This window comes from Grimontia sp. NTOU-MAR1, assembly GCF_035758505.1.
In the GTDB taxonomy this organism is placed as follows: Bacteria; Pseudomonadota; Gammaproteobacteria; order Enterobacterales; family Vibrionaceae; genus Enterovibrio; species Enterovibrio marinus.
In genome coordinates, this window is record NZ_CP142108.1 from 3,837,846 (window position 1) to 3,859,412 (window position 21,567).

The window sequence follows — 21,567 nt, forward strand, 5'->3', positions numbered from 1 at the left end:
CGGTGATTAGGTCTGGTTATTGGATAGCGAGTTCCAGTTCTTCTTTTACAAGGCTGTTGAGCCATAGAGTTAGAGGGTCGTTACCGTTTCTTTGGTGGAAGAAACTATTGAGTGAGTAGGTTAATTCGAAATCTTCGGTATCAATATCTATACGGCGCAGAGAAGGGTATGAACTGAAGGGAAAGAGATTACTGGTAGCGAAAAACATGTCTGATTTATGTAAAACATCGACTATCGCCATCGGGTAGGCAGAGCGAAAGCCAACTTTGTAAGGAAGGGATAGTTCTTTCATCTTCTTGGCAGCAACGGGAAGGTCTTCACTCCAACCAGGGATGAAAAGAGAGGCAAGCTCGTACTTAGAAAATTCGTTCGGTGTCGCGAATTTTGATTGAATTGGGTGGTCTTTTCTTACCGCGCAACAACCCGTGAGGTCGACTAACTTCTGCTCCCGGATATGTTTAGGCTTAACATCAATGCCATATGAAATACCCATTAGAAGTTGGCCACTTTCAATGTCTGTAATAGTAGAGGAAGTCCAATTAACAACTTCAACCTCGAGGAAGGGAGCTTTTTCCCTGAGCTCAAGAATAAAAGTGCCAGACAGACGTATCATGGCTTGAGGGGCAAATGCAATCCTGATTTTTTTCTTCAGGGTGAGAGGTTCAAACGCTTCCAGTTCATTTAAAGAAGATTGGAGGTCGTTTAAAGCCGGAATAATTTTTGCGGCTAATTCTTCCGCTTTGGATGTTGGTTGCAGCCCCTCTGGGACTTTTATAAAAAGCTCATCATTGAAAAAGTGACGGAGCTTTTTAAGGTTTTGGCTAACGGCAGGTTGTGTTACATACAAACGCTCCGCGGCTTTCCTCGTGTTTTTTTCTTGGAACAAGACAAGAAAAAACCTGAGAAGATTAAGGTCGATGGTATTAAAAATATCTTTAGACATGTGAGGTTAAGCCGTTGTGAAACAGAAGGTTATTATACCCAAATGATCTGAAGATTCTCGTAGAACCCTGCGCCATTAGGGCGAATCGGGTTTATGCCGAATTAACACTTTGTAAAAAGAAAAAACGCTGACTGAGCAGCGTTAAAAAGGCTTTTCGCACTATGAGTTTGTTATAAATCTCTCATCAGAATCTCAAGCTCTTCCGTGGCTTCTTCAATGAGATTTTCCAGTTCCTTGGCGTCATCATTTGCAAGAGGTAATTGCCAATGGACCGGTTTGCCGTTTGACGTATGTTTGCATACCAGCTTCGTTACTCTGCCGCTCCGCTCGAAACGTAGGTTTTCGAACTCTGCGGCATGACATTGTCTTTTCTCTATTATCTCAATTTCGATCAGGCCGGTAGGATTTACCTGAACATGAGCATGTAGTTGCTTGGTGTCTTTTAACAAATAATTTCTGTGTCGAGCCAACATATACCACCCCTCAGCTGCGTCCCATTCCGCACTTCAAGTGTAGTCAACTAGATGTATATAGATCGGTAAAAAGCGTATAAAAAAGCGTAAACATTGATCAAGGTACTGATGCGTAAAAAGATCTTTTTTTCGCGTACTTAATACGGTAATTTTGAAGGATTTTATCTGGTGGTCTGAGTGGTATAAAAGAAAAACCCGAGCGGGGCTCGGGTTTTAGGGAATTTACATCGCGCGGGCGATTTTTTCCAGTGCCTTATGCAATGAAGACATATCCTCATTGGACAGTAATGAAGATAGGAGTAGCTTATTGTTAGATTCTGCCTGAGACATCATGTCAGCGATCATTTGACCTTTTTCTGATAGTGTCAGAATTTTGGAACGGCGGTCATGAATGTCATCACGACGATCAATGTACTCTTCCATCACTAAGCCTTGCACAATCCGGCTAACTTTCGATTTCTCGCTGGCTAGATAAGGTAAACCCATTAAGTCACCCTGACGCAATTCGCCTTGATCTGCTACCGCTGCAATAGTTATTGCCTGTTCAGAACTTAATGTCACTCCTTGTTGTTCTAACCAATCATGATGGCGTTTGGCTGATTTGAGAGCAACGAGTCGGCATAAAAAACTCAGTTCCGATTGAATATACACGATTATCACTAGTTTATTAGCTTTATAAGTGAGAGGCATATTACAACTAGAGTAGAAATAAAGTCTAACTTCTTAGGTGGTTGTGTTATAAGAATATACTAATATGATTTTGTTTTATTAATCAAGAATAACGTCATGAAAAATAAAAGATTATACATTTTTTTGAGAGTTAGATTGAAAAGCTGTGGCTATAATCACGCGATAGTTTGATGTTATTTTATTCGAATAGGTCAAAAAGTGGCCACAAATAAAGGGGAAATAGTTACGCATAGCATTAATTTACTTTGTAAAACTTTATGAATTAATATGAGTCGTAACCTTTTTAATTCTTTTAGAACAAATTTATAACAAGCCTTTAGGCCCAATTCTACAAAAGTGAATTTAATGGCACTCTTCCATTTAGATGCATTCGTTTGTCAAAATGAAAGTAAATTTAGAGTAATGGACTGAACATGTAAAAGAACTGTTCGATTGGTCTGTTGAATACAGAGCGTTGTGACCAGTCTTTTTTGTCTACCAAGGATGAGTTTGCCATGTAGGCATTTTGAAGAGAAACCAAGTCAGCACAAAACTCAGGGTCGTCAATACAGAGTGTTAGTTCAAAATTAAGCCATAGGCTACGCATATCAAGATTTACAGTGCCTATCAGGCAGAAATTTTCGTCCACCATGACAGATTTTGTATGCAGCAATCCACCGTTGAAACGGTAGATGTTGATTCCTGCTCTCAATAGTTCATTAAAGAATGAACGACTGGCCCATTCCACCATCAGGCTGTCATTTTTTGCCGGAATAATAATATTCACTGTGACGCCACGTTGTGCTGTGGTTTGCAGCGCACTGAGTAAACTTTCACTGGGTACTAGGTAAGGGGTTGTGATCGTCAGGCTCTTCTTAGCTTGATGAATTGCCAGCATTAATACTTGTTGGATGATCCCATCTGGCATACCTGGACCGGATGGCGCAACCTGTACAGAATGCTTAGCATGGAGGTGCTCTTCAATCAGACTGCATTCTGGCAAATCAGGTAGGTAACGTAGGCCGGTCTCGACTTCCCAATCCCAGGCAAAAATACTATTGAGGATCGGTACGGATGGACCTTCGGTTTTCACCATAATATCGACCCATTGCCCGACGCCCGCATTTTGTTTGAAGAAGCGAGGATCGACGAGATTCATCGAGCCAGTGTAGCCAATCTTGTTATCGACAATAACGATCTTGCGGTGCTGGCGTATATCCAATCTTCGAAGGAACATACGTGCTGGGCTCACTGCTAAAGCTTCAATTAACTCCACGCCGGCTTTACGCATCGCATCTGGCCAATGGCTTCCGAAGAAGGTTTTGCTTCCAGCAGAATCAAGGAGAATACGCACGGTCACCCCGCGCCGTGCAGCGTCGCACACCGCTTTGGCAACGTCATCTGCATGGCCGCCAGGATGCCAGATATAGAACACCATATTGATGGAGTGCTCCGCTTCCCTAATGTCCTGTGCGATGTTACGGAGAATGTCTGCGGTTTCGTTAAAGAGAGATAGCTGGTTACCCGCCAAAGCAGGGATCCCTGCTCGTTGCAAACACAAATCATGAACAGGGCGGGCAAGGAAGCTTAAATGTTGAGGGCGGTGGGCTTCACATTCGTTGATGGTTTCCAGCCATTTGCCATATGGCGCAAACATCGCTCTCGCACGATCTGCTCGTTTTCTTCCTAGGTTAAGTTCACCAAACAGTAGATAGAGAATCACGCCAACAATCGGAATGATATAGATGATCATCAGCCAAGCGATAGAAACACCGAGAGCGCGACGTTTAAGTACTACACGAATAGTCACACCAGCGATAAGAAGCCAGTAAAAGAAGACACTTGCCCAGACCAAAAACTGATAAATCTTTTCCATTTCAATCCACTTAGCTCAAATCAAACCTCAATATAGAGTGATCAAGAAAAGTATGCACTGTATTTAGCATTGCATATTCCCAATCACGAGGCAGAAGAGAAGTATTTCGTCGCCTGATTAGACAATTGTTAAAAATTGTTTGTCACTAAGTGTTTATAAAGTAATAAGATGGGAGTTAAATTTAGGGAAATATGTTAGTTGATCGAAAAATATAGCGCGATCGCTTCAAATTTTATTATCAAACTGGTTTACTTGCCATGCCTGTGCATAAAGCCGAAGTTTCGAGTTCTGTAATTATAGGTTTACAGGTTGGCGATCGTCTCCAAGGAAGGTCGAACATTACCAGGAAAAGAACCACCCAGTTAACTCTCGCTGAATACGGCTGTCAGGGACGAATTGGGTATAACAACATCAAAAATTATTAGAGAGTAATTATGGCAAGCGGTAATAGAGCCCAATTTTCTTCCCGTTTAGGTTTTATTCTTGCCGCCGCAGGTTCTGCGGTAGGTCTTGGCAATATTTGGGGTTTCCCTACACAAGCGGCGAGCAATGGTGGTGCCGTCTTTTTACTGACCTACCTCGCGATGGTATTTATTCTGGCTTATCCACTTCTGGTGGCTGAACTGACAATTGGCCGTTACGGTGCATCTAACCCTATTCGCTCCCTGATTTCTGTTGCACCAAAACAAAAAGCACTTGGCTGTGTGGTGGGTATAGCCGGTATGTTGGGCGTGAGTGGTATTCTCAGCTTCTATGCCATTGTTGCTGGATGGTTCTTCGGCTTTCTCGTGGGTCCGTTGCTAAGTGCAGTGGGAATAGATGCGGCAGCGGCTTGGTTGGAAGGCTTCAGCAATGAGCGTAATCTCGTTCTGATGGCAATGTTCATGCTGCTGACAATTCTTGTTGTCCGCAATGGCGTGGCTGATGGCATTGAGAAATGGTCTAGCCGGTTGATGCCGGTGCTGTTTGTGCTGTTTATACTGATGGTTGCTTACACCTTATTTCAACCCGGCGCTGCCGATGGGTTGAAAATGTACCTCATGCCTGATACGTCTCATTTCTCTTCAGAGTTAATAATAAGCGCAATGGGCCAAGCGTTTTTCTCTCTGTCTATTGGTGTGTGTGTCATGATGGTTTACGGTTCCTATCTTCGAAAAGATGCGGATTTGCCTAAAACGGCCGCGCAAGTTGCCTTGTTGGATACCGGTGTTGCTTTTGTTGCAGGCCTTTTGATCCTCCCTGCGATGTTTGTCGCACAGAACAATGGTGTACAGATATACAACGATGCGGGTGGTCTGCTCGACGGTGACACGCTGGTATTCAGTGTGCTACCTGCAATGTTTGACACCATGGGTGGTGCAGGATTGGTTGTAGGTGTCGCATTCTTTGCCCTGATGGTTATCGCTGCACTGACTTCTTCTATTTCTATGCTAGAAGTGCCAGTGTCCTGTGCTTCCGAAGAATTGAACAAAAACCGTCAGACGGTAGCGTGGTGGATTGGTGGTGCAATTACATTATTATCCACCGTTATCATCTTTAATTTTGGTTCACTATTTGGTTTGGTGATCAGTATTACTACCGAATACATGCAACCTATCATTGGTCTTGTTGTAGCTTTGGTTGCGGGCTGGATTTGGAAACGTAACCAAGTGTTGGAAGAACTGAGTCAAGGTAACCCGGAATTGGCAGATAGCCTCTTTTGGAAAGTGTGGCCAACCTATGTGCGCGTGATTTGTCCAATCCTGATGGCGCTGGTTTTCTTATGGCCTTTGATTAAGTAATCCTCACCAAGCGCAAACTCAACCTCGTATCCCCGGTAAATACCGGGGATTTTCTTTTCTGATTAGAGAAATTTGGGGCGATAGGGTTTACACTCTGCGCTTGTTTTTCTGCAGCGACAGGTTTACCCATGTTCAGTCTGGTTTTTCAAAATGATGACTTTCTGGTCATCAATAAACATCCCGGCATTAGTGTCCACAAAGACGACAATGAACAGCCACTTCTCGCCGCTGTCGCAAAGCAAACGGGCGACGAAAAGCTCTACCTGATCCATCGACTGGACAAAATGACATCTGGCCTACTTTTGCTTGGACGTTATCAGCAAGCCGCCTCTGAACTTTCATCCATGTTTGCCAACAAAACGGTACAGAAGTTTTATCTGGCATTATCTGCAAAGAAGCCGGGTAAAAAGCAGGGCACCATTATTGGTGATATGACCAAAAGCCGCCGCTCAATGTGGAAGCTTCTATCTACCAAAACCAATCCTGCCATTACCCAGTTCTTTTCCACTTCAGGTGGTGAAGGGAAGCGCTTATTTATTTGCAAGCCTTACACGGGAAAAACCCACCAGATCCGTGTGGCACTGAAAAGTGTAGGGTCGTCAATTCTTGGTGATGTAACTTACAGCGGGGCAGAGGCTGACAGGGGATACCTTCATGCGTTTGGGCTTAGATTCAATCACGGTGGCGAGGTATTTTCATTCCAACAAATGCCGAGCATTGGAAACGAATGGCCGGAGTTGCCAGAAGAATGGCAAACACCGGAAGCGTTAAACTGGCCGAAGCTGCCGCACCAAAAATAGCAATTCAGTACTCCAAGGATGGAAGTAGTATGGAGTCGAGCATGGCACTGAAACAAAAGAAAACGAGTACGTTGAGAAAATCAGGTTCTTCCAGTCGTTACTGGAATCTGGCTAATTTTCGCCGTCAATTGAGAAAGAAACAGTCGCGCGGATGTAACCGCCGTAATTGTGAGTTCTATAACCTGCAACTGAGCGGCCAAATAGTGGAACAAAATGTATTCGCTGACGCTGTAAAGGAAACAAATCAATGATGACAGCGGCTGCACTGCCTACATTTTTTGAAGTGCTTAGCACTCGCCTTGCTGAGTGTAACCAAGAGGTACGCCGCGTTTTTCACGGACGTGGGCGTTGCTACGAGGGTTTAGAGCAACTAACCGCAGATTGGCTGGGTAAAGGCGTGCTTCAGATTGCTATATTCAAAGAATCAGATAGTGAATTCTATGCAGCGTTGCAAGAAGGTATAAACGCTTTGGTAGCAAGTGATGTGTGGACGAAATGCCAAGGTACGACGGTCATTCTTCAGCATCGCGACCGTGAAGGCTCAGAAACCGAAACCTTGGTGGGCGAAATGCCAAACCAGATTGAAGTGGTTGAGAATGGCCTTAACTACAAGTTGGATTTGGGTAAGCGCCAGAATAACGGTCTGTTTCTGGATATGCGTCTTGGTCGTCAATGGGTGCAAGAAAATGCAGCCGGCAAACGCGTATTGAACTTGTTTGCGTACACCTGTGGTTTCTCTGTGGCTGCGATTGAAGGTGGCGCAGAAAAAGTCGTTAATCTGGACATGGCGAAATCTTCGCTCTCTAGAGGCCGAGAAAACCATCACCTGAATCAGCACGATTTGAGCAAGGTAAGTTTCCTAGGCCACGAGCTTTTTAAATCATGGGGCAAGGTGAAGAAGTTTGGTCCTTACGATCTGGTGATAATCGACCCGCCCTCATTCCAGAAAGGCAGCTTTGTACTGACCAAAGACTACGCGAAAATTCTGCGCCGTTTGCCCGAATTGGTTTCGGAAGGTGGTGATGTGCTGGCTTGTGTTAACGCGCCAGACGTGAAACCTGAATTCCTGACAGAACAAATGACAGAGTTGGCTCCTGAGTTTGCTTTTGTCTCACGTCTTATCAATCCACCGGAATTTGAAGATATTGATACTGACAGTGCGCTGAAAGTGATGCACTTTAAACATATGGTTTAAATAACGTTTAAAGCCTATGGATGCTTTCCAACGGATAGAAACACTAGACTCAGGCCATCATGACGTTCGGTATAAAGGTGAGCGTTGGGGACTTTCAGTGAAGCGCTACAGCAACGGACATGCGGTAAAAGTTTACGCAGAGTCACTGGCGGGGTCTGAATTTATCAGTGGGAACTTGTATCTTGTTGATGATATCTGGTCGTTGAAACCCTGCGAAATGCCGAGAGAGAAAGTGATGTCATTTATCCTCGGCTTTGAGATACAAAAATAACAAAGCCCGCGTTTGCGGGCTTTGTTTTATAGGTGTTTTTCGCAATCTTCACTGCGAATGGTTCGATCCAGAACTGGGCGTCCGCGTGCATCGCGGAAAAGCAGTTTGTAGTGCACACCTTTTTCCATCAGCGAATAGATTTCGTTATCCGTACAATAGGTTTTCTCCAAACCTTCAGCCAGCGCAGCGGGTGCAACATCACCGCTACCTGAATACAGCAACGTCAGTTCAATTTCAGTGCTGTTAGATTTTGCGCGTATCAAATTGTATCCGTTCATTTGAATCGGTACGAGTTTGCTCAGCATGTCTGCACGCTGTGAAGCGAAGGATTCCGCTATCTCGAGATCTGAAGTGCTTGAACAGGCCGAAAGCACCAGTGCTGCGGCACTCATCAGCGCGATACGTCCTGTTTTGAGAGTCTTTCGCATTGAACATTCCTGTGCGTTTAATCTGCCGCTGAAATTACGCGGGCAAAACTATTTTAAATGGCTTCACGATAACGTCTTTGTAGACGCCCGCCTCGATATAAGGGTCTGCATCTGCCCATGCTTTGGCATCTTCCAAGCTATCAAACTTAGCAATCACGGTTGAGCCAGTGAAACCCGCTTCGCCTGGGTCTTCACTGTCGACAGCTGGATTTGGGCCTGCCACCAGAAGACGGTCTTGAGCCTCCAAATCGCGTAAACGGGCGAGGTGTTGTTCCCTCACTTGCATTCTTAACGGCAAACTGTTTTCAACATCTTGTGAAAAAATGACGTACCACATCCGTGCTTTCTCCGAGTTTTTCTCGCCTAGTGTCTTCGGCCTATTGTATGCAAGGCTACACGATTGCGCAGGCAAGTTTTTCTGATTTATGACTTATTTATCGGTCTTGGGCGCCCGTCACCATCAATAGCTACATAATTGAACGTTGCTTCACAGACTTTGCGGCGGGTACCAATGCCGTCTGTTGCCACGGGCTTCACCCAGACTTCCAGGCTGACACTCATAGAAGTGCGGCCAATGCGGGTGCATTCACCGTAACAACAAACCACATCGCCCACTGAGACAGGGGTTTTGAACACAATTTCCTGAACAGAGACGGTAACCACTCGACCGTGGGAGATCTCTTTCGCCAAAATGGCACCAGCTAAATCAAGCTGGGACATAATCCAACCGCCAAAAATATCACCATTAGCATTGGTGTCAGCGGGCATAGCAAGCGTTCGCAGTAAGAGTTGACCGCGAGGGCAATTATTCGTTTCCGACATGATACGACTTCCGGGAAATGAAATTGAAAAAGGGTGAACCTAATCTTTTAAGTGCGATTTATTGTTCTTCTGAATCGGTTTCTTTTGGCATGTGCTTGTAGATGTAAACTCCGCTCACCATGGTAAATGCCAACGTCAATGCTAACAAACCAAACACTTTGAAATTCACCCAAACATCCAGTGGCATCTGATAGGCGACATAAACGTTGAGCACCGCCAACGCTGCAAAAAAACCAACCCAAGCTGAGTTGATGTTTCGCCACACATTGTCTGGCAGGGTGATCTCTTTGCCAAGCATACCTTTGATAAGTGGTTTCCCCAGAACCTGAGAAACCATCAACCCAATGGCAAACAGGGCGTAAACGATCGTTACTTTCCATTTGATGAAATTGTCATCTTGGAAAAACAGCGTCATGCCGCCGAAAACAGCCACCAATACCGCCGTTACAATCTGCATCTTCTCGACTTTTTTGTAGAGCACCCAGGTAACGGCGACTTGAATGATTGTGGCGACAATCAGCGCTCCCGTTGCCGTGTAAATGTCGTACATCTTGTAAAGCGCGAAGAAAATAATGAGCGGGATAAAGTCGAGAAGCTGTTTCATTCAGATGATGATCCTTGTGGCAGAGCTTTAGGCTTGCTCAATAAGACCCAAAGTTTACCGAAAACTTCCGGCAGTTAAAACGCAAAGGAGCCAGAGAAAAGAAAAGGCCATCGGATGATGGCCTTTAATATCGGAGATTTGGGACGGCTTCGTCTTACTTGGTTGTTGCGGCTTTCATGTTTGCAACGAACTCGCCAAGCTCTTTCAGCATGTTTGCTTCATCAGCAACATTGCGCTCGATGATTTTCACCACCGCTGAACCTGAAATCGCCCCCGCGGCGCCTGCAGAAATTGCTTCTTTCACCTGTGCAGGCTCTGAAATACCAAAGCCCAGTAAAGGACGAGGTGCATCGAATGCCGACAGTTGAGCGAGTAGGTGTTCAATTGGCTTACCGGCTTTGGTTTCTGCACCAGTAACACCAGCACGGGAAAGCAGGTAAGTGTAGCCACCGCCAAGTTCAGAAATGGTTTTGAGGGTTTCTTCGTTCGCGTTCGGTGGTGCGATAAAGATAGCGTGGACACCATGTTTCGCAGCGGACTCGCGGAACTCGGCAGATTCGCCTGCTGGCACATCAGCAATCAGTACCGAGTCCACACCGGCTTCTGCACACTTGGCATAGAAGTTATCGACACCATTGGCGAAAACCAGGTTTGCATACATCAGAAGGCCAACTGGAATATCAGGATGACGCTCACGCACTTCCTTCAGAATGCCGAAACAATTGTCTGGTGTAGTGCCAGATTCCAATGCACGAATAGTGGCGCCCTGAATGGTTGGACCGTCGGCGAGTGGATCTGAGAACGGAATGCCCAGCTCCAGCGCGTCAGCACCATTTTCAATCAGCGTTTCAATGATACGCAGTGATTGTTCTGGATTTGGATCGCCAATGGTGACAAAAGGAACAAATGCGCCTTCACCTTTAGCATCCAGCTTTTCGAACATCGCTTCATAGCGGTGAGACAAGGTAGCAGCCATTACATCACTCCTTTTTCTTTCAAAATGTCGTGGACAGTAAAGATGTCCTTGTCACCGCGGCCTGACAGGTTCACTACAAGCAGCTGCTCTTTTTCTGGGTTTCCTTTTGCCATCTTCAGCGCATACGCCAAAGCATGAGCAGATTCCAATGCTGGAATAATGCCTTCGTGACGAGCCAATTCCTGGAAGGAGTCCAGCGCTTCGTCATCGGTAATTGCCACGTATTCGGCGCGGCCGATAGAATTCAGGTGCGCGTGCTGAGGGCCAACCGATGGGAAGTCGAGGCCGGCAGACACAGAGTAAGACTCTTCTACCTGACCATTTGGATCCTGCATCAGTGGCGCTTTCATACCAAAGAAGATGCCGAGTTTTCCGTGTTTCAGCGGCGCTCCATGTTGGTCTGTGTCCAGACCCAGACCTGCAGGCTCAACGCCAATCAGACCTACATCGGTTTCTTCGATGAAATCAGCGAACATACCAATAGCGTTGGAACCACCGCCCACACAGGCGATAACGTTGTCTGGCAGGCGGCCTTCGATTTCCAGAATTTGCTGCTTGGTCTCTTCACCAATCATCTTCTGGAACTCGCGAACAATCGTCGGGAATGGGTGAGGACCCGCCGCGGTACCCAGCAAATAGTGAGCTTCTTCGTAACTTGCAGACCAGTCACGCAGCGCTTCGTTACAGGCATCTTTCAGCGTGGAGGAACCAGAGTAAACAGGGATGACCTCTGCACCCATCAGTTTCATACGGAATACGTTCGGGCTTTGACGCTCAACGTCTTTAGCGCCCATGTATACGCGGCATTTCAGATCCAGCAGGGCACAAGCCAGTGCTGTAGCAACACCATGTTGACCAGCGCCAGTTTCGGCGATGATTTCTTTTTTGCCCATACGCTTAGCCAGTAGCGCCTGACCCAACACCTGATTGGTTTTGTGCGCACCGCCGTGAAGCAGGTCTTCACGTTTCAGGTAAAGTTTGGTTTTGGTCCCTTTGGTCAGGTTGCGACAAAGGGTGAGGGCAGTAGGGCGACCTGCATACTCTTTCAGAAGAGAAATAAACTCTTCCTGAAAAGCTGGATCGTTCTGTGCGTCAATAAACGCTTGCTCCAGTTGGTCTAACGCTGGAACCAGAATTTGAGGAACATACTGTCCGCCAAACTCTCCAAAATAGGCGTTCAACTTAGTCATAACAGTCCTTAGTAATCTCTCAGCGCCGTAAATGCAGCGTCCAATTTGTCTTTATCTTTGATACCCGGTTCGCTTTCCACGCCCGAGTTAAAATCGAGTCCCGCACAGCCGATTTGCGCAGCTTCTTTTGCGTTCTCTGATGACAGACCACCGGCCAGCATCAGGCTTTCTTTTTGTTCATCCGGTACCAATGACCAGTCGAACTGTGTTCCTGTTCCGCCGCTTTGATTGCCGACACGGCTGTCCAGAAGATTACGGTCAGCGTGAGGCTCAATGCGAGGGGCCGTGTCGCTTACGCCATGCGCTTTCCAAATCTGGGTGCCTTTCGGTAACTCGGCACGAAGCTGTTTCACATATTCGCTGTCTTCAGCGCCGTGAAGTTGAACCGCTGCCAGATCCAGCGCTTTTGCGGTGTCAGCGACATGGTTCAGATCGTGGTTCTGGAACACGCCAACGTATTGCAGCGGCGCGCCTTCCATCACTTTTCTCGCGGCTTCTAAATCGACATAACGAGGCGATTTTTCAACGAAAATCAGGCCGCCGTAGTTGGCATAAGAATCGTAAGCCGCTTTGGCGTCTTCCGAGCGGGTTAGGCCACATACCTTATTGTCACCGTAAAGCACACGGCGAACCGCCTGCTCAACATCGGTTTCTGCCATCAGCGAGCTACCAATCAGGAAGCCATTCGCAAACGGTGCTAATTCGCGGATTTGCTGGTGGGTATAAATACCCGACTCTGAAATTACAATACGGTCATCAGGCAGGCGAGGTGCCAGTTCTTTGGTACGGTTCAGGTCGATGCTCAGGTCACGCAGATTGCGGTTATTAATGCCAACGACTTTGGCATTGAGAGCAATCGCACGCTCCAGTTCTTCTTCGTTGCTGACTTCCGTCAACACACCGAGGTTCAGCTCATGCGCGACCGCTGCAAGTGTTTGGTATTCTTCATCGTTAAGCACAGATAGCATCAGCAGAATGGCATCAGCTTGATGATGGCGCGCAAGGTATACCTGATAGGTGTCGACCATAAAATCTTTGCAAAGCACAGGACAAGGCACTTGCGAACGAACAACCGGCAGAAAATCAAAATTGCCCTGGAAGTACTTTTCATCCGTCAACACTGAAATCGCAGCGGCATGTTTGCCGTAAACACCCGCGATGTAGTTCAGATCAAAGTCATCACGAATTAGCCCTTTGGACGGTGACGCCTTTTTGCACTCGAGAATGAACTTTGCCGGGTTGCCAGAGAGCGCGTCGTAGAAGCTACGATCGCTGGGTACGACGTCGTTAATAAAACTCTCTAGTGGTTGCGACTCTTTACGCGCCGCTACCCACTGTTTTTTGTCTTCAACAATTTTTGCCAGTACCGTTTCCATTAGTTGCTCCGAGATGCCAGTTGCTGAACCAGTTCGAATGGCTTACCACTATTCATTACGTCCAGCGCTTTTTGCGTGTTAGCATTGAGATCTTCTTGTCCAAACAGGCGCAGCAGTAATGCCACGTTAACAGCGACAGCAGATTGCTGCGCGTCGGTGCCTTTGCCTTGTAGAATTTGCGAAATGATTTCGCGGTTTTCTTCTGGGGTACCGCCTTTGATGGATTCAAGCGGGTAGGTTTGAACGCCAAAGTCTTCCGGTGTCAGTGTGTATTCAGTAATCACGCCGTCTTTGATTTCCGCGACCGTTGTTTCACCGTGAATCGCTACCTCATCCAAACCACTGCCGTGAACAACGGCTGCGCGTTTCATGTTGAGGTTCAGCATGGTTTCGGCGATTGGGCGAACCAGTGCCTTATCGTACACACCCATCAATTCCAGCGTTGGCTTCGCAGGGTTAATCAGTGGGCCCAGCAAATTGAAGATGGTGCGGGTTTTCATCGTTTGGCGAACCGGCATCGCATGGCGAACACCGCTGTGATACTGAGGTGCAAACAGGAAGCACACGCCCAAGTCATCCAGTGCGCCGCGTGCGGTGTCTGGGCTCATTGCCAGGTCGATACCAAATGCCGCTAGCAGATCAGAAGAACCCGACTTGCTTGATACACCGCGGTTACCGTGCTTGGCGACTTTCACGCCACATGCTGCGGCAACGAATGCTGCGGTGGTTGAAATGTTGATGGTGTTTGCGCCATCACCGCCAGTGCCGACGATGTCAGCGAAATCATAATCTGGTGTTGGGAATGGGTTGGCGTTTTCTGTGAGTGCAGACGCTGCACCCGCGATTTCTTCTGGCGTTTCGCCTTTGATTTTCAATGCGGTCAGCGCAGCTGACAACAGAATTGGGTCAAGCTCGCCTTTGATGATGGTATCAAACAGCTGATGGCTTTCTTCCTGCGACAAAGATGTCTGGTCATAAAGTTTGTTAATAATCGCTTCCATAATGCTCTCCTTGTCGATCAGCGCGCTTGTGTAGCCCAGTTAATGGTATTGGTTAAAAGGTCTGCGCCTTTTGTTGTAAGAATGGATTCCGGGTGGAATTGGTAACCCACGACTTTGTCGGCGTCGTTAACGACAGCCATCACCAGTCCATCCACATCCGCAATCACATCCAGTGAGTCTGGTACCTTGGTCGCAACCAAAGAGTGGTATCGGGCAATCGTCAGCGGACTTTCGATGCTTCCAAATACATCGTGGCCGTTGTGTGTCATGAGTGACGCTTTGCCATGAACGATTTCACCTGCACCAGCAACAGTACCGCCGTAGGCTTCGGTAATCGCTTGTTGACCCAGGCAAATACCAATCATGGGCACTTTGCCTTTCAGTTTTAGAATCAGCTCTGGCATACAGCCTGCTTCTGAAGGTGCACCAGGGCCGGGCGACAACACAACCACTGGGTTGTTGAGTTCAGACAGCGCCTGTTCGATTTGGTCTGCACTCAGGCTGTTTCGGTAAATTGTGACCGGATAACCGAGTGAGCGGAATTGATCGACCAGGTTGTAAGTGAATGAGTCGAAGTTATCGACGAGCACAATATGTGCATTGACTTGATTGCTCATGCTTATGCTCCTGTATGTGCTGCGCGAATGGCGGTAAGAACGGCAGCTGCTTTGCCACGGGTTTCGTCTGCTTCTGCCTGAGGCACAGAATCAAACACCACACCGGCGCCGGCTTGTACTTGCGCTACGCCATCTTCTACATAAGCGGAGCGGATAACGATACAGGTATCCATATCGCCATGACCGGTAATGTAACCGACTGCGCCACCATAGCTGCCGCGACGGCTTTGCTCGAACTCGCGAATCAATTGCATGGCACGGATTTTCGGGGCACCCGTCAAGGTACCCATGTTCATACAAGCTTGGTAAGCATGCAGAGCGTCCAAATCATGACGAAGCTGTCCGACAACACGCGACACCAAATGCATTACGTGACTGTAACGGTCTACCTGAAGAAGATCAGCGACATAGCGGGTGCCAGGTTCACTGATGCGAGCCACATCATTTCGTGCCAAGTCAACCAGCATCATGTGCTCGGCTTTTTCTTTGATGTCGTTGCGAAGCTCTAGCTCTATACGACCATCCAGATCAAGGTTGATGGAACCATCACTGTTTTTGCCGCGATGGCGTGTACCTGCGATCGGGTAGATTTCCACTTGATTGGTGTCTTTGCTGTATTTCAGCGCACTTTCCGGAGATGCGCCAAACAGGGTGAACTCCTCATCCTGCATGTAGAACATGTAAGGGCTCGGGTTGCCTTGTTTGAGTTTTAGGTACGCGTTTAGCGGGGAGGGACATGGCAACGTAAAGCGACGGCTTGGAACAACTTGGAAAACATCGCCTTTTACCACGTAGCCTTTGAGCTCGTCGACCGCATTGCAGAAATCTTCATCGCTAACGGACACGGCCACATCAACATTGTCCAGTTGCTTCGCAGAAGGCATTTCGGTTGGATTGAGGCAGCTTTCCCGAATCGCCTGTAAGCGGCGGCTCAAATCAAAGTAGGTTTCGGTGTTTTCGTTACCACCAAACTGGGTTGCCTGAAGCTTGGCTTTGCGACGCTGGTGGTCGATAACCAAAAGGGTTTCCGCGACATAAAACAGGTAGTCAGGACAACGGTTACCGGATTCAACCTCTGGCAGCGGTTCAAATTGCGCGACTAAGTCGTACGCGAACAAACCACCGACAAACAATGCTTCATCTGGCAGACCATCCAGTTTGAAAGCATGCTGAACCAAACGCAGCGCATCAAAAGGAGATGGCTGTCGCAGACGGGCGTCTTCATCCAGTGTGCGGTTTTCTTCAGCAAAGTGTAAGGTCAGCAGCTCTGGCTGACGCTCACTTTCGATAGCAAGTTGTTGTCTGACGAGCTCGGCTTCAACGGCATCAAGCACGTTGTGGCCGTTTTGGCTCTTAGCTTCGAGTTCAACCGTGCGGCCACGACAAACGATACGCACTGCTGCGTCGACCAACATCAGGCTTTTCAGGTCCTGCTTGGAATCAATCTCGGCAGATTCTAGTAACAGGCTATGTGGGCGATCCTGACAGATCGCCGCATACAATTCAGTGGGTGCAGCGACGTATGGCACATCCAGGCTCAATACGTCGAGTTCGCCTTTATTTAAAGCGTGGTTTTTCACAGCGTTCTCCCTGCTGCTTCTACAAATGGTTTCAATTCTTGCATTAACTGCGCGAACATTTCCCCTGTCAGTGCTTGATGCCCATCTGACAGCGCTTCTGCTGGATTGAGGTGGCTTTCAACGATGATACCGTCGGCGCCTACCGCTGCTGCCGCACGAGACAATGGAATGACAAGCTCACGCACGCCGGTGCCATGACTTGGGTCGACGACCACTGGTAAGTGGCTGCGCTGCTTGATGTAAGCGACTGCATTTAAATCCAAAGTATTACGCGTTGCTGTTTCAAATGTACGAATGCCGCGCTCACAGAGAATAATATTCGGGTTGCCAGCATCATAGATATATTCTGCCGCCAGCAACAGTTCCTCGATAGTGGCGGAAAGTCCGCGTTTTAACAAGACCGGTTTACCAGTTTCGCCCACGGCTTTTAACAATCCGTAGTTCTGCATATTACGCGCGCCAATTTGCAAGCAGTCGATGTATTCGCACAGTGAATCAACCTGACCGACTTCCATGACTTCAGAAACGGTTGGCATACCAGTGGCTTCACTTGCTTGTTTAAGCAGTTTCAAGCCTTCAACCCCCATGCCCTGGAAATCGTAAGGACTGGTGCGGGGTTTGTAAGCGCCGCCGCGAAGGGCAACCGCGCCATGACCTTTTACGACATCTGCAACAGACATCAATTGTTGTTCTGATTCTACCGAGCAAGGACCTGCAATAACCGCGAATTTGTCGCCGCCAACTGGCACATTACCGATGCGGACCACGCTGTTGTGTGCCTGTACTTCGCGGGACACCATTTTGTATTTGGTCAGGATTGGTTTGACTTCTTCAACCAGCGGGTCACTGTCCAGGTGAAGCTTCTGTAATACACGTTCATCACCCAGTGCGCCCAAAACAATGCGCTCTACACCCGGCATGTAAAGTGGCTTTAAGCCAGCGTTCTCAATCTTGTTCAGGATGTGTTTTGCTTCTTGTTCTGTTGCCTGAGGCTTTAGCACAATGATCATAATCTGAGTCCTTAGCTTGTCATTCCCAATCCAGTTCCCGGGAAAAAATAGGTACAAAAAAACCCGCATTATGCGGGCTTGGTGTCGTCTTTCCTTGAGATATCACTCATCACACCGCCCGCTATTGGGAGTGCCACCACCAGTTAATCAGTGCTGTTTGTTGGATGAGGTTATGCTGTACCATGAAGACGAAATCCATTTGAATAAGTAATCGTGTACTAGTTAACTAGTATATGTTGGCGAAGTCAAGCAACAAATAGAAGAAAATGAATGCTATTTGATCTACATAGCCACACAACAGCGTCGGATGGGCGCTTCACACCGGAAGACTTGGTCAAGCGCGCGGTTGATTTTCGCGTCAATGTGCTTGCGATTACCGATCACGATACGGTTGCAGGGCTGGAAGAAGCCAAAGCAGTCGTCGCCCGTGACAATCTGCCATTACACATCGTCAATGGCATTGAAATATCGACGGTTTGGGAAAACAAAGACATCCATGTCGTCGGTCTCAATATCGATCCAGAGTCTCCTGAGTTACTGAAACTGATCGCTGAACAGTTAGCGCGCCGTGATGAGCGTGCAATACAAATTGCAGAACGCTTGGAAAAGCAGCGTATGCCCGGTGCGCTCGAAGGTACAAAAGCGCTGGCAGGCGATGTTGCGCTTACACGCGCCCACTTTGCCCGTTGGATGGTGGAGCAGGGGCATGTGAAAAACATGCAGGCCGTATTCAAAAAATATCTGACCCGCGGCAACCCAGGTTATATACCACCAAACTGGTGTACGATTCGGGAAGCCGTTGATGTTATTCACAAAGCGGGTGGTCAAGCCGTGCTGGCTCACCCTGGTCGGTATAAACTTACCGCTAAATGGTTGAAACGCCTGCTTCAGGTTTTTGTTGATGCAGGTGGTGATGCAATGGAAGTTGCACAGCCACAACAATCGCCTAATGAACGTCGTCTGCTGGGCGACTATGCTATTCAGTTCGGGTTAGCCGGTTCCCAAGGCTCTGATTTTCATTACCCTTCACCGTGGCTGGAGTTGGGTCGTAACTTATACTTACCGAAAGGTTGTAAGGAAGTCTGGGAAAACTGGTCTTTGCCCGAGATTGCCGAGGCAGAAATGCCTCATGAGGAGGAAGTGTGAGCCAATTCTTTTACGTGCATCCTGAAAATCCGCAAGCGCGTCTTATCAATCAAGCTGTTGCGATTGTTCGTAACGGTGGCGTGATTATCTATCCAACGGATTCTGGTTATGCGCTGGGTTGCCAATTGGAAAACAAACAAGCACTTGAGCGAATCTGTCGCATTCGTCGACTGGATGACAGACATAACTTCACGCTGATGTGTCGAGATTTGTCTGAACTTTCAGTTTACGCCCGCGTCGACAACAGTGCTTACCGACTGATTCGTAACAACACGCCGGGTTGTTACACTTTCATCTTGAAAGCGACCAAAGAAGTACCTCGCCGATTGATGAACCCTAAGCGTAAAACCATCGGTATCCGTGTGCCGGACAACCAAATTGCGCTGGATTTACTTGAGGCGTTGGGTGAGCCGATGATGTCCACATCGCTAATCTTACCGGGGAATGAGCACACGGAGTCTGATCCGGAAGCGATCCGCGACCAGTTAGAACATGCCGTCGACTGTATTCTTAACGGTGGTTATCTGGGCGAGCAGCCAACTACAGTCATCGATCTCAGCGAAGATGAGCCTGAAATTCTCCGTCGTGGTACAGGCGATACCTCTCCTTTTGAATAGGCTAGAAGAGGGGCAATTGGGCGAAAACTCTCAGTTAAATAAAATCGCTGAGTGCAAACGAAAATTGCCAGATTCAGCCATTATCGATTCCGTGAAATTATGTGGTGTCATTGTGTGCATTTTGGCATAATACGCCGTTGCCTTAGATCCGCGCTCAGTCGCGCCTCCAAAGGTTTTCTTTCCGACATCGACGCCTGTGAAGGCGACAGTAAGGTAGTTAGTCAATGAGCGAAAAATTACAGAAGGTGCTGGCCCGTGCAGGTCTTGGTTCACGTCGTGAAATCGAGGGCATGATTCAGTCTGGCCGAGTGAGTGTTAACGGTGTAGTAGCAAAACTGGGTGACCGTTTGGAAGACCTGAATGCTAACGTACGTGTTGATGGTCACCATGTGCAAATTTCTGCGTCTTCTGAACAAGTTTGTCGTGTTCTGGCATACAACAAGCCGGAAGGCGAATTGTGTACCCGCAGCGATCCAGAAGGTCGCCGCACTGTGTTTGACCGCCTGCCACGCCTGAATGGCGCGCGTTGGGTTGCAGTAGGCCGTCTGGACGCAAATACTTCGGGTCTTCTGCTTTTCACCACAGATGGTGAATTGGCAAACCGTTTGATGCACCCAAGCCGTCAGGTGCAGCGCGAATACATGGTTCGTGTGTTCGGCGAAGTTAACGAAGAGATGGTCCGTAATCTGGTTCGCGGCGTTGAACTGGAAGACGGTGAAGCACGTTTCGAAGACGTGGTTTACGCAGGTGGTGAAGGTTCAAACCACACCTTCTACGTAGTGATCACTGAAGGTCGTAACCGCGAAGTACGTCGTCTGTGGGAAACTCAGGGCGTTACTGTGAGCCGTCTTAAGCGTGTTCGCTATGGTGATATCTACCTGAGCAAAGAATTGCCACGTGGCGGTTGGATGGAGCTTGAACTGAGCGATGTGAACTATCTTCGCGAGATGGTAGAACTGCGTGCAGAACAAGAAACCATGATCGACCCAGAAACCAAGAAACGTAAAGCGCGTGCGCAAAAGATTCGTCGTGCAGTGCGTCGTTATGAAGAGCGTGTTGAGTCTGGTGAAACCCGCAAGCCACGTAATCGTCGTGGTGGTCAAGCAGCCGGTAACCGCACCCGCACAGGTGGCGGTCGTCCAGGTAAGCCTGGCGCAAACCGTTCCGGTCAGTCTTCTACTCGCCAGAAGAAGGCAGGTGGAAACAGAAAACCACGTTAATGGTTTGGAATATATAAAGAAAAAAGCCAGCAGAAATGCTGGCTTTTGTCGTTTTATGGTATCGCTAGGTGCTTTATTTCGGCTGAGCATCAATACACTGACCATTCACGTCTTTACCCTCAGGTGCCATCAGGTAAAGGTATAGTGGCATGATATCCAGTGGTGTCTTAAGGTTGTTGGCATCTTCGGCAGGGAAAGCTGAGGCGCGCATTTTAGTGCGCGTACCCCCTGGATTGATGGCGTTGACCTTCACTGTTGTGTTGCTGAGCTCATCAGCCAGCACCTGCATCATACCTTCAGTCGCGAATTTAGATATCGCATAGGTGCCCCAGAACGCGCGTCCTGAATGCCCCACTGTCGATGAGGTGAAAACGATACGGCCATCTTCTGATTTTTGAATCAAAGGCATCAGTGCCTGAGTCATCAGGAAGGTCGCTTTCACGTTCACCTGCATGACTTCGTCGTAGGCTTTTTCTTCGATTTGATCGAATGGGCTCAGCACGCCCAGCATGCCTGCGTTGTGTAAAACACCGTCCAGCTTACCGAATTGCTGCTCGATGGTGTCGGTCATATCCAAATAATGCTGGCGGGTTGCACCCATCATATCGAGTGGAATGATCGCTGGCTGCGGGTAACCTGCTGCTTCGATTTCGTCGTAAACGCTTTCCAGTTTCTTCACTGTGCGTCCCAGCAAAATCACTGTTGCACCGTGTTGTGCGTAACTGATGGCAGCCTGGCGGCCAATACCGTCGCCTGCGCCGGTAACCAGAATCACTTTGCCATTCAATGCGTCGGCTGCTACTTGATACTCCACGTTACAATATCCTTTTCATTTTGATCTTGCGTGCCTGCTAAACTTGCCACTCGTCATCATGCGAGTGAAAGGCACTGTTGTAAGCTCGCATTTTAAGGCTGCTTGGGAAGAAGAAACAACCTGGTGATGTAAAGAAAGCGACATACGAGGTTGTTTGG

General features: G+C 48.0%; 24 protein-coding genes and 1 other annotated feature. Of the genes, 8 read left to right on the forward strand and 16 right to left on the reverse strand.

The window, feature by feature from the left end:
- Positions 1-16 precede the first annotated feature (16 nt).
- The 4 genes from VP504_RS17535 to cls all read right to left on the reverse strand — a co-directional run bounded on the left by VP504_RS17535 (position 17) and on the right by cls (position 3,961).
- Positions 17-943, reverse strand: a complete 927-nt coding sequence (locus tag VP504_RS17535) for a LysR family transcriptional regulator (protein ID WP_325892296.1) — start codon at positions 941-943, stop codon at positions 17-19.
- Positions 944-1,113: 170 nt separating this feature from the next.
- Positions 1,114-1,416: a hypothetical protein gene (locus VP504_RS17540; RefSeq protein ID WP_062715308.1), complete on the reverse strand. Its 303-nt coding sequence runs from the start codon at positions 1,414-1,416 to the stop codon at positions 1,114-1,116.
- Between the two features lie 222 nt (positions 1,417-1,638).
- Positions 1,639-1,977 (reverse strand): MarR family transcriptional regulator, encoded by a 339-nt coding sequence (locus VP504_RS17545; RefSeq protein ID WP_325892297.1) that lies wholly within the window; start codon positions 1,975-1,977, stop codon positions 1,639-1,641.
- 523 nt (positions 1,978-2,500) lie between these two features.
- Positions 2,501-3,961, reverse strand: a complete 1,461-nt coding sequence (cls, locus tag VP504_RS17550; protein WP_325892298.1) for a cardiolipin synthase — start codon at positions 3,959-3,961, stop codon at positions 2,501-2,503.
- 434 nt (positions 3,962-4,395) lie between these two features.
- On the opposite strand from cls, the gene VP504_RS17555 reads away from it, so the two are divergent.
- The 5 genes from VP504_RS17555 (at position 4,396) to VP504_RS17575 (ending at position 8,008) form a co-directional block, all read left to right on the forward strand.
- A complete protein-coding gene (locus VP504_RS17555) occupies positions 4,396-5,742 on the forward strand; it encodes a sodium-dependent transporter (RefSeq protein WP_325892299.1) in 1,347 nt (448 codons plus the stop codon).
- Between the two features lie 128 nt (positions 5,743-5,870).
- The gene (locus tag VP504_RS17560) at positions 5,871-6,542 is read left to right on the forward strand and encodes a TIGR01621 family pseudouridine synthase (protein ID WP_325892300.1); all 672 of its coding nucleotides are present in this window, start codon (positions 5,871-5,873) and stop codon (positions 6,540-6,542) included.
- 41 nt (positions 6,543-6,583) lie between these two features.
- Positions 6,584-6,793, forward strand: coding sequence for a hypothetical protein (locus tag VP504_RS17565; protein WP_325892301.1), 210 nt, complete (start codon positions 6,584-6,586; stop codon positions 6,791-6,793).
- A complete protein-coding gene (locus tag VP504_RS17570) occupies positions 6,793-7,737 on the forward strand; it encodes a class I SAM-dependent methyltransferase (RefSeq protein ID WP_325894086.1) in 945 nt (314 codons plus the stop codon). Before VP504_RS17565 ends, VP504_RS17570 begins: the two co-directional genes overlap by 1 nt.
- Before the next feature lie 16 nt (positions 7,738-7,753).
- On the forward strand, positions 7,754-8,008 hold the full coding sequence (locus tag VP504_RS17575; RefSeq protein WP_325892302.1) for a hypothetical protein: 255 nt from the start codon (positions 7,754-7,756) through the stop codon (positions 8,006-8,008).
- A 26-nt stretch (positions 8,009-8,034) separates the two neighbouring features.
- Here VP504_RS17575 and gspS2 read toward each other — a convergent pair whose 3' ends face one another.
- From gspS2 to aroF, 11 genes are all read right to left on the reverse strand, one after another.
- Positions 8,035-8,436, reverse strand: coding sequence for a type II secretion system pilot lipoprotein GspS-beta (gene gspS2 / locus VP504_RS17580; RefSeq protein ID WP_251878579.1), 402 nt, complete (start codon positions 8,434-8,436; stop codon positions 8,035-8,037).
- Positions 8,437-8,470: 34 nt separating this feature from the next.
- The gene (locus VP504_RS17585; RefSeq protein WP_325892303.1) at positions 8,471-8,773 is read right to left on the reverse strand and encodes a YciI family protein; all 303 of its coding nucleotides are present in this window, start codon (positions 8,771-8,773) and stop codon (positions 8,471-8,473) included.
- Between the two features lie 86 nt (positions 8,774-8,859).
- Entirely contained in the window at positions 8,860-9,258 is a 399-nt protein-coding gene (yciA, locus tag VP504_RS17590; protein WP_046306492.1) for an acyl-CoA thioester hydrolase YciA, read from the reverse strand.
- A gap of 58 nt (positions 9,259-9,316) precedes the next feature.
- Entirely contained in the window at positions 9,317-9,862 is a 546-nt protein-coding gene (locus VP504_RS17595) for a septation protein A (RefSeq protein WP_062714562.1), read from the reverse strand.
- 154 nt (positions 9,863-10,016) lie between these two features.
- Positions 10,017-10,838, reverse strand: a complete 822-nt coding sequence (gene trpA / locus VP504_RS17600) for a tryptophan synthase subunit alpha (RefSeq protein WP_325892304.1) — start codon at positions 10,836-10,838, stop codon at positions 10,017-10,019.
- A complete protein-coding gene (gene trpB / locus VP504_RS17605; protein ID WP_325892305.1) occupies positions 10,838-12,028 on the reverse strand; it encodes a tryptophan synthase subunit beta in 1,191 nt (396 codons plus the stop codon). The genes trpA and trpB overlap by 1 nt, the downstream gene beginning before the upstream one ends.
- A gap of 8 nt (positions 12,029-12,036) precedes the next feature.
- The gene (gene trpCF, locus VP504_RS17610; RefSeq protein WP_325892306.1) at positions 12,037-13,404 is read right to left on the reverse strand and encodes a bifunctional indole-3-glycerol-phosphate synthase TrpC/phosphoribosylanthranilate isomerase TrpF; all 1,368 of its coding nucleotides are present in this window, start codon (positions 13,402-13,404) and stop codon (positions 12,037-12,039) included.
- On the reverse strand, positions 13,404-14,405 hold the full coding sequence (gene trpD / locus VP504_RS17615; RefSeq protein ID WP_325892307.1) for an anthranilate phosphoribosyltransferase: 1,002 nt from the start codon (positions 14,403-14,405) through the stop codon (positions 13,404-13,406). The genes trpCF and trpD overlap by 1 nt, the downstream gene beginning before the upstream one ends.
- Positions 14,406-14,422: 17 nt before the next feature.
- Entirely contained in the window at positions 14,423-15,022 is a 600-nt protein-coding gene (locus tag VP504_RS17620; protein ID WP_062714572.1) for an aminodeoxychorismate/anthranilate synthase component II, read from the reverse strand.
- A 2-nt stretch (positions 15,023-15,024) separates the two neighbouring features.
- Positions 15,025-16,602: an anthranilate synthase component 1 gene (locus tag VP504_RS17625; protein WP_325892308.1), complete on the reverse strand. Its 1,578-nt coding sequence runs from the start codon at positions 16,600-16,602 to the stop codon at positions 15,025-15,027.
- Positions 16,599-17,612: a 3-deoxy-7-phosphoheptulonate synthase gene (aroF, locus tag VP504_RS17630; RefSeq protein ID WP_046306511.1), complete on the reverse strand. Its 1,014-nt coding sequence runs from the start codon at positions 17,610-17,612 to the stop codon at positions 16,599-16,601. The genes VP504_RS17625 and aroF overlap by 4 nt, the downstream gene beginning before the upstream one ends.
- A 53-nt stretch (positions 17,613-17,665) precedes the next feature.
- Positions 17,666-17,760 (reverse strand) — a sequence feature (Trp leader region).
- Between the two features lie 122 nt (positions 17,761-17,882).
- On the opposite strand from aroF, the gene rnm reads away from it, so the two are divergent.
- The 3 genes from rnm to rluB all read left to right on the forward strand — a co-directional run bounded on the left by rnm (position 17,883) and on the right by rluB (position 20,595).
- Complete coding sequence (gene rnm / locus VP504_RS17635) at positions 17,883-18,758, forward strand: RNase RNM (RefSeq protein WP_325892309.1); 876 nt, start codon at positions 17,883-17,885, stop codon at positions 18,756-18,758.
- Complete coding sequence (locus tag VP504_RS17640) at positions 18,755-19,375, forward strand: L-threonylcarbamoyladenylate synthase (RefSeq protein WP_002540191.1); 621 nt, start codon at positions 18,755-18,757, stop codon at positions 19,373-19,375. The genes rnm and VP504_RS17640 overlap by 4 nt, the downstream gene beginning before the upstream one ends.
- A gap of 224 nt (positions 19,376-19,599) precedes the next feature.
- Positions 19,600-20,595: a 23S rRNA pseudouridine(2605) synthase RluB gene (gene rluB / locus VP504_RS17645; RefSeq protein WP_062662319.1), complete on the forward strand. Its 996-nt coding sequence runs from the start codon at positions 19,600-19,602 to the stop codon at positions 20,593-20,595.
- A gap of 73 nt (positions 20,596-20,668) precedes the next feature.
- Here the strand turns inward: rluB and VP504_RS17650 are convergent, their stop codons facing one another.
- Positions 20,669-21,409 carry a YciK family oxidoreductase gene (locus VP504_RS17650; protein WP_046306515.1) on the reverse strand — a complete coding sequence of 247 codons (741 nt, stop codon included), beginning with the start codon at positions 21,407-21,409 and terminating at the stop codon, positions 20,669-20,671.
- Between the last annotated feature and the right edge of the window lie 158 nt (positions 21,410-21,567).